The 8238-nt window shown below is 67.9% G+C and carries 7 protein-coding genes and 3 pseudogenes; 4 read left to right on the forward strand and 6 right to left on the reverse strand.

Annotation, left to right across the window (positions count from 1 at the left end; translation table 11 throughout):
- On the reverse strand, positions 1-900 hold a 900-nt coding region (locus AB0E85_RS39315), incomplete at its 3' end, for an ISL3 family transposase (RefSeq protein WP_361937567.1).
- A gap of 373 nt (positions 901-1273) precedes the next feature.
- Positions 1274-2071 carry a hypothetical protein gene (locus AB0E85_RS39320; protein ID WP_361937568.1) on the reverse strand — a complete coding sequence of 266 codons (798 nt, stop codon included), beginning with the start codon at positions 2069-2071 and terminating at the stop codon, positions 1274-1276.
- A 309-nt stretch (positions 2072-2380) separates the two neighbouring features.
- On the opposite strand from AB0E85_RS39320, the gene AB0E85_RS39325 reads away from it, so the two are divergent.
- Positions 2381-2896 carry a DinB family protein gene (locus AB0E85_RS39325; protein ID WP_361937569.1) on the forward strand — a complete coding sequence of 172 codons (516 nt, stop codon included), beginning with the start codon at positions 2381-2383 and terminating at the stop codon, positions 2894-2896.
- A 12-nt stretch (positions 2897-2908) separates the two neighbouring features.
- Here AB0E85_RS39325 and AB0E85_RS39330 read toward each other — a convergent pair.
- A pseudogene (locus AB0E85_RS39330) lies at positions 2909-3235 on the reverse strand (transposase); the annotation flags it as partial.
- Positions 3236-3414: 179 nt separating this feature from the next.
- Here AB0E85_RS39330 and AB0E85_RS39335 point away from each other — a divergent pair.
- Positions 3415-4122 (forward strand): 2-phosphosulfolactate phosphatase, encoded by a 708-nt coding sequence (locus tag AB0E85_RS39335; protein ID WP_361937573.1) that lies wholly within the window; start codon positions 3415-3417, stop codon positions 4120-4122.
- A 19-nt stretch (positions 4123-4141) separates the two neighbouring features.
- On the opposite strand, the pseudogene istB reads toward AB0E85_RS39335, so the two are convergent.
- Both istB and AB0E85_RS39345 read right to left on the reverse strand, forming a co-directional pair.
- Positions 4142-4938: pseudogene (gene istB, locus AB0E85_RS39340) on the reverse strand (IS21-like element helper ATPase IstB).
- Entirely contained in the window at positions 4935-5486 is a 552-nt protein-coding gene (locus AB0E85_RS39345; RefSeq protein ID WP_361937570.1) for a hypothetical protein, read from the reverse strand. The pseudogene istB and the gene AB0E85_RS39345 overlap by 4 nt, the downstream one beginning before the upstream one ends.
- A 375-nt stretch (positions 5487-5861) precedes the next feature.
- On the opposite strand from AB0E85_RS39345, the gene AB0E85_RS39350 reads away from it, so the two are divergent.
- Together AB0E85_RS39350 and AB0E85_RS39355 are read left to right on the forward strand one after the other, a co-directional pair.
- Positions 5862-6689, forward strand: coding sequence for an IS5 family transposase (locus tag AB0E85_RS39350; protein ID WP_361937571.1), 828 nt, complete (start codon positions 5862-5864; stop codon positions 6687-6689).
- A 73-nt stretch (positions 6690-6762) separates the two neighbouring features.
- Positions 6763-7272: pseudogene (locus tag AB0E85_RS39355) on the forward strand (Tn3 family transposase); the annotation flags it as partial.
- A gap of 69 nt (positions 7273-7341) precedes the next feature.
- On the opposite strand, the gene AB0E85_RS39360 reads toward AB0E85_RS39355, so the two are convergent.
- Positions 7342-8238 (reverse strand): low specificity L-threonine aldolase (locus AB0E85_RS39360; RefSeq protein ID WP_361937572.1); only part of this gene is annotated, 897 nt, incomplete at its 5' end.

The following is an 8238-nucleotide window of genomic DNA, read 5'->3' on the forward strand; positions in this document are numbered from 1 at the left end:
GTGGACCAGGGCATGTGCGGCCTTCTTCCGCTCGGCCCGTCGGCCGACGGGCTCCGAGTCGTCCTGCGGCCGACCGGAATTCCCTTCGGTAGCCTCCGGCAGCATGCTGGCGGGCGAAGGATTGCGCAGGCAATCGCGGTGGGCGGCGACGCAAGTCTCCACGGCTCGGCCGAGGCCCTGCCACAGATGGAACCGGTCGGCGACCTGCAGAGCTTGCGGAGCACCGCGCCGGGCACCCTCGGCGTAGGCGCCCGCCCGGTCCCGGCAGATGATCTCCACTCCGGGGTGGCGGATCAGCCAGGCGGCCAGCGGCCCGGCTTCACGAGTCGGGAGTACGTCGACCACACAGTGGTCTTCGACGCTGGTCAGGACGGTGGAGTAGGTCTGGCCTCGGCGGATCGCGAAGTCGTCCACGCCCAGCACACGCGGCGTGCTGAACTGCGGATCGGGCAATGCCATGATCCTGCGTAACAAGGTCATCCGGCCGGCTCCGAATCCCAGCTGGGCGGCCAGCCGGGCGCCCGCTCGCCCGGCCAGCGCGAGCCCCACTCGCTCCAGGGCGTGGTTGAGCCGCCTGGTGAACCGTGCGTGCGGTGCGGCCAGCCGGGTGAACAGCTCGGCGAACGTCCGGCGCGGGCAGTGCGCCGACCCGCAGATGAAGCGCCTGACCGTCAGCCGGATTACAAAGCCCTGCTCAGCGAGTGGAAGGTCCTTCAGCCTGCGCTGGTATCGGTCGTGGACTCGGTCCGAAAAGCGGCCACAGTCCGGACATTCCGCACCGGTTGTGCGGCCTCTCGCCGCCACCTCGACCGTGCCGAAAGCGGCCGTAACCGCTTCAACATCCACCTCGTCGATCCCGTCGAACACCAGCGAGTCCCAGAACGGTGCATCGGTCTGCATGACCAGCACCATCACCGTCCACCGCCGGCCACGACATCGACCGACAAGCCCCTGAGGGAGCGTCAATTTCTGCTCTTCAGCGACAAGGCGTACGCCGTCTCACCCGAGCCCGCCCCTCACAATCGAACATCGAGGTGACGCTCCGCCACGGCTCCCCAAGATCTGTGCCAGAACCTGAAACTCATCAACATTTCCGGCGCCGAGCCCACCCGACCGTTGCCGGAACTCACCGACATGTGTTGCTGCCCTTCATCAACATACTCATCCAGCGGTTGTGCACGGCCCGGTAGACGACGCCGTCGGGGTCGGCGTCCTCGCTGAGTTCGGACTCCCAACGGCACCAGGGCCGCGGTGGACGGCCTTCTACTCTCGCTCAGAGCGTGAGCACCGGCCGCGTGGAGAAGTTTTCGTACAGGCCCTCCCCCTCCGGTCCGTATGCGAACTCGGCCATCTCGGGGTTGCGGTTGGCGGTCGCCAGGGGGAGCCAGGCCAGCAGGTGGCCGTAGCCGCCGCACACCGACTCGCCTCCGTCGCCGCCGTGGACCGCGGTGACATCGCTGGTCAGCTCGGCGCGGTAGGTGTCGTAGGCGATGTGCAGGCCGAAGGCGTTCAGCTCGTTGTGCGGGCCGGTGTCGTCGCCGTAGGGGATGCGGTCGAGGGGACAGTCGTCGCCCCACCGGAACAGGGTGCTGGATCCGGCGCCGCAGGCGTGTTCCCACTCGTCGGGGCTCGGCATCCGCAGACCACGGGCGAAGAGAGCGGCTGGTATGTCGGCCGGGGGTTCGGTCAGGGTCTCGTCCTCCACGGCCATGAGGACGGTGTCCAGGTGGACGCTGCGGGGAGCGCTGAGGACCCGCTCAAGGTGGGTCCGCAGATCGGGCCCGTAGCCGTAACCCTGCTCCCGGCTCTCGGCGTAGTCGGCGGCCTGCTGCGCGGTCGGCTGCCAGGTGTTGAGGTCGAAGCCCAGGGACACCCGGCCTCCCGGTATCAGGGCAAACTCCTGCCCGTCCCGCTCGACCCGGACGCGGTGCAGCGGGGCACCGAGATGTTCGGTGGCCTCGACGAGTGACACCCGGCCGCCCACGTCGTCAGCGGCCTTCTGGGCGATTCGCCGGGCGGTGACCTCGTCGAAGGTCCGCCACAGGTCGAGAGTGAGATCAGCGAGCGACATGGCCGGCAGTGTGGCACGCGGCACTGACACGGCACCGGAGTACGAAAGCCACCAGGCGCGGAGACCGCCAACCAGGCGCGTGGGTGGACGAGCTACTGCGTGACCCTGCCGGTGCACACCGCGGGTTCGCCCGTGCCCCGGCTGGACCGCTGCCGGCCGTCGTGCGCGAAACGTCGCGCGCACCGACCACCTTGAAGCAGAACCCCAGGCCCTGGAGAAGCAGGCCGCCTCCTATCTATGGTCGGTCCGGCGGATCTTGAGCCGAAAATCAGCGGGCAGTCGGAGACCGAGCGTCTAGCGTCCGCAGGCATGGCACCTTCACTTGAGCGTCCCCCCTTGCAGGCCGACGAGCGCACCGCTCTCATCGGCTGGCTGGATCTGCAACGGCAGATCCTGAGATGGAAGTGCGATGGCCTGAGCGAGGCGGATGCTCACCGCTTTGTCATCCCGACCTCGCCGGCGATGACGATGGCTGGCCTCATCAGCCATATGCGGTGGGTCGAGCACACCTGGCTGGAGGTGTTGTTCCTGGGCGGTGACAAGACGCAGAACCCGTCCTTTGACGAGACGGACGAGGACGCGAACTGGCGTACCGACGGCATCCCGCTCAAGCAGCTGCTCGCGGAGTACGAGGTCCAGTGCGCCCGCAGTAACGAGATCGTGGCCGCAGCCTCCCTGGACGACGTCGGCCGCCACCCCGACTACCGCTCCGGCAACGCCAACCTCCGCTGGATGCTCATCCATCTCGTCGAGGAGACCGGACGGCACGCGGGGCATGCGGACATCGTGAGGGAGCTACTCGACGGAGCGAAGGGGTACTACTAGGTTCCCGGTAGATCACGACCGGAGCCAGAGCCGGATCGAAACAACGGTGACGGTGCCGTGGAAGACGTCGGCGCGTTTGTCGAACCGCGTCGCGACAGCCCGCGAGTTCTTGAGGGCATTGATCGTCCGCTCCACTTCGTTCCTCCTTTTGTAGATCGTCTTGTCGAAGCCGGTGGGTCTGCCTCCCCTGCTGCCCCGGCTCCGGCGGTTGGCCCGCTGGTTCCTGGGTTCGGGGATCGTGTGCTTGATCTGGCGTCTGCGCAGGTAACGGCGGTTACGGCGGGAGGAGTACGCCTTGCCTCCGCCGAGATGATCCGGCCGGGTGCGGGGATGGCCGCCTCCGTGGCTTCGTTGATCTCTAGGAACAGCGTTTGTCGACTGGTTCCGGAGGCAGTTGGTGATCAGCAGAGGAGCGGATGTCGATGCCAAATGACGGCACCGCCGTGTCCCAGGACTCGGTGACGGTCGCTGGATGGCCCGTTGGCGTGAGCGATGCGGGCCTCGGCGAGAATGGCGAGATGGATCATCGTTTCGTCGGTATTCCGGAGCTGGCTGACGTCCCGCGCGTTGCGGTCGTCGTCGACGTGATGCGGGCCTTCACCGTGGCTGCCTGGGCGTTCTCGCGTGGTGCCGAGAAGATCGTCCTGGCCTCGTCCGACGGTGAGGCACTGGCCCTGAAGGAGAGTCGTTCGGGTTGGCTGGCCCTGAAGGACGGTGCCCCGGCAGCGGGCTTCGACACGGTGAACTCACCCGGTCTGATCAGGTCGCTCGATCTGGCCGGTCGAACGGTGGTGCAGAAGACGACGGCCGGAACCGTCGGCGCACTGGCCGTCGCGAGCGCGCCGCTGGTCTTGTGCGCGAGTTTCGTAGTGGCCGGCGCGACAGCCCGGTTCCTGAAGACCGATGGCTCCGGGCCGGTGACGTTCGTGGTCACCGGCGACGATGGCCAGGCCGCTGAGGACCTGGCCTGCGCTGAATACATCGGCCAGCATCTCGCCGGAAGCGATGCCGAGGCGGCCCCATATCTCCACCGCGCGAGGACTTCCCCGGCAGCGGCCGACCTTGCCGACGGAGTGCAACGCGGATACCAGGGTGTCCATCCCGACGATGTCGACCTGTGCCTGGAGGTGGACAGGTTCTCCTTCGCGATGGTCGCTCGCCAGGAAGAGTCTCTGACCGTGCTGCGTCCCGTCGCGGCGCCTGGCGAGTCAGCCGGAGCCCGCTGACCTGCTGCCGCTGTCGGGGTCATCCCGCTTTGGCGGGTTCCTCGGCTCGGGCTCGGGTGCTGGCGAGGCGGTAGGAGTCGGTGCCGGTCTCGATGATGGTGCCGTTGAAGGTGAGCCGGTCGACGATGGCCGCGCAGAGGCGGGGGTCGGTGAAGTGCTTCGTCCAGCCGCCGAACGACTCGTTCGAGGCGATGGCGACGCTGTTCTTCTCCTCGCGTTCGGTCAGGACCTGGAAGAGGAGTTCGGCGCCGTGGCGGTCGAGTTCCATGTAGCCGAGTTCGTCGATGCAGAGCAGGTCGACGCGGCCGTAGCGGGCGATCGTCTTGTTCAGCTGCTTCTCGTCGGCCGCCTCGACCAGCTCGTTCACGAGCTTGGTGGCGAGGGTGCAGCGGACGCGGTAGCCCTTCATCGCGGCCTCGGTTCCCAGGGCGATGAGCATGTGGGACTTGCCGGTGCCGGAGTCGCCGATGAGGCAGAGCGGCTGGCTCTTCCTGATCCATTCGCAGCTGGCGAGGGTGTGGATGGTGGCCGGGTCGATGTTCGGGTTGGCGTCGAAGTCGAAGGTCCGCAGGGACTTCTCCCGGGGGAAGCCGGCTGCCTTGATCCGCCTCTCCGACCTGCGGCGGGCCCGGTCGTCGCACTCGGCCATCAGCGTTCGGCGAGGAAGCCGCGGTAGGTCATCTGGTCCTTGATCGCCCGGTCGGCGATGTCGGAGAACTCGTTGCGGATCGACGGCAGCCGCAGCAAGCGGCAGGCGGAGTCGATCGCGGCTACGGCGGCCTGCTCGGTCAATCCTCGCTGTCGGGGCATGGTCACTGCGCTTCTCCCTCACGGTGGCCGCTGCCGCTGGTGCGGCGGCGTTGGAGCAACTGGTCGTAGTGAGACACCGAAGGCAGCGGCCTGGTGTCCGGCGGAAGATGCGCCAGGCGCCACTCGTGCAGGGACGTCACCGTCGCCGGCGGCTGGCCGAGGGTCCGGGCATCCGGTGCGGGCTCGGTCTCAACCTGGGCGGCCTTGCGGGCCTCCAGCGCGACCGCATCCGCGGTCATGGCCCCGGCCCGCAGGGCCGCGGCCAGGCCGGCGACGACATGTTCGTGCGTCATATGGCGTCCGAGCAGCAGCACCTCAATGAGCGCGCGGGTGCCGTCCCGCTCACCGTGGATCTTCATGGCCTGCGTCCACCAGGCGTCGTGGACGGGGGTGAACTTTCCCGCCGAACGGGCCTGTTCGAGAGCGGTCGAGCCGGGGAAGGCGCCGGGCTTGCGGACCAGGACCTCCAGGTAGTGGTCCAGCTCCAGGCGGACGGCGCCTTTGGCGATCAGCCGCTCGTGCCGGGCCACCTCCACGTTCTGGTCGTAAACCACCAGGTGAGAGGCGTGAAGGATGACCCTCACCCGCTTCCCGATCAGCCGGATGGGAACCGAGGAGCGGTTCGTGCGGACCGGGATCTGGCCATAGCGGTCGACCCGCGGGGTGAACAACCGCCCGGTCTCAAACGGCTCCTGAGAGGTCGTTTTCACCTAAGTCGCCCGCTTATTGGATGAGTCCTCGGGTGGCGGATGACGGTACTGGCGGGGGCGTAGAGGCCGTCGATGCCGGCGAGTCGTGGGATGTTGCGGATGGGACGGAAAGGGGCGCGATCCTGTCTCATCCCAGGATGCCGGTCTTCGGGGTTGTGTGCTTCGCCCGCGGTTTCTGTGCGACTGGGCGCACTCGGTTCGCGGCGGTACGCCGGAAGCATGTCGAAGCGACGCCCATATCCGAGTGATCTGTCCGATGCCCGCTGGGAGTTGATCGAACCGGTCCTGGCGGCCTGGCGTTTCGAGCGCCGCGGCCGGGCCCTGGACTTCGGCCGGCCGCCCGAGCACGACCTGCGCGACATCATGGACGCGATCTTGTACGTGGACCGCACCGGGGTTCAGTGGCGCTACCTCCCGCATGACTTCCCGCACTGGAACACGGTCTACGGCTACTTCGCCAGGTGGCAGCAGGAAGGCGTGTTCGCCCAGCTCAACGGCCTGCTCAGGCAACTCTTACGAGAGAAGGAAGGACGGGAGGCTGAACCGTCGGCCTGCGTGATCGACGCGCAGAGCGTGAAAACCTCCACCAGCGTGCTCGCCTCCGGCCAGGGCATTGACGCCGGGAAGAAGATCGTCGGACGGAAGCGGAGTATCGTCCCCGACACGATCGGCCTTCTCCTTGCCGTGCTGGTCACCGCGGCGAGCGTGCAGGACTCCATCGCCGGCATCCAGCTCCTGGACCAGGTCGCCGCCGAGCATCACGGCATCCGCAAGGTGTGGGGCGACGGCGGCTACCGCCAGCACCTCGTCGAGCACGCCGCCAGCCTCGGCATCGGCATGGAAATCACGCAACGCAAGCCTGGAACCAGAGGGTTCGCCCCGATCCCGAAGCGGTGGGCGGTCGAGCGGACCTACGGCTGGCTCATGCTCCACCGCCGCCTGGCCCGCGACTACGAAACCAGGCCCGCCCGCTCCGAAGCCATGATCCACATCGCCATGACCGACCTCATGGCCCGCCGCCTCACCAGCGAGAACACCACCTCCTGACGCGACCTGACACCGCAGACCAAACAGCAGATTCCGGGATGAAACAACGGGAGAAAACGACCTCTTAGGACCGCTGCGCATGTTCGGCCGCGAGGGACGCCCGACCCCGCTGTGCGCGGCGTTCGCAGAGTTCGGGCGGATCGCCAAGACCGAGCATCTGCTGCGGGTGGTCAACCCGGTGGACGACACCTACCGCCGGCAGATGAACCGGCAGCTCAACGTGCAGGAGTCCCGCCACAAGCTCGCGAGGGACGTGTGCCACGGCAAGCGCGGCACCATCCACCAGGCGTACCGCGACGGCATGGAGGACCAGCTCGGCGCGCTCGGCCTGGTCCTCAACGCCATCGTGCTCTGGACGACGAAGTACATCGACGCCGCCGTCGCCCAGCTGAAGGCGGAGGGCCACGAGATCCGGGACGAGGACATCGCCCGGCTCTCCCCGCTCAAGCACCGCAACCTGAACCTGCTCGGCCGCTACAGCTTCACCGCCAGTGTCCCGGCCGCCGGCGCCCTTCGCCCGCTGCGCGACCCGGACGCGCCGGAATTCGACGAGGACGACGACGACGGCGGCGGACAGGACTGAGCCCCGTCCGGCAGATCTTGCTGCTGAGGCCCTGTTCTCCCAAGCTGCCTGGCCGGTCGGGCCCGATGGTCAGCGGGTGTGGCGGCGGACCGCGTCCAAGAGCTGGTCGATGTCTTCGGGGGTGTGGGAGAAGGAGGTGACGAGGCGGACGATGCCCGGCGCCCAGCGGTCGTGGTAGAAGGTGTAACCCTCGGCGAGGAGCCCTTCGGTTGTCTGCTGGGGCAGGCGGCAGAAGACGATGTTGGCCTGCGGGCTGCCCAGGAGTTCGGTGCCGGGGACGGCCTTGAGACCGTCGCCGAGCCGGGTGGCCATCGTGTTGGCCTGGTGGGCGTTGCGCAGCCACAGGTCGTCGGTGAGGTAGGCGTCGAGCTGGGCTGTGTGGAAGCGCATCTTGGAGGCGAGCTGGCCGGCGCGCTTGGTACGGAAGGCGAGTTCGGTGGCCAGCGCGGGGTCGAAGGCGATGATGGCGTCGGCGATCATCGCGCCGTTCTTGGTGGCGCCGAAGGACAGGACGTCGATGCCGCTCTTCCAGGTCATCTCGGCCGGGGCGGCGCCGAGGTGATCCAGGGCGTTGGCGAAGCGTGCGCCGTCCATGTGGACGCGCAGTCCCGCGTCCTTGGCGATGGCGGCCAGACGGCGGATCTCGTCGAGGGTGTAGACGCTGCCGCTCTCCGGGGCCTGGCTGATGCTCACCACCGACGGCTGCACGCTGTGCACGTCACCGGCCTTGCGGCGCACCGCCTCGCGGAGCGCGTCGGGGTCGATCTTGCTGTCGTCGCCGGGGACAGTGACGAGTCTGGCGCCGCCTGTGAAGAACTCCGGAGCGCCGCATTCGTCGTTGTTGATGTGGCTGTCGGGGTGGCACAGCACGCTGCCCCAGGACGGGGTCAGGGCGGCCAGGCCCAGACAGTTCGCGGCGGTTCCGGTGGAGACTGGGAAGACCTCGACGTCACGTTCGAAAATCTC

This window comes from Streptomyces sp. NPDC029044 (assembly GCF_040637495.1).
In the GTDB taxonomy this organism is placed as follows: Bacteria; Actinomycetota; Actinomycetes; order Streptomycetales; family Streptomycetaceae; genus Streptomyces.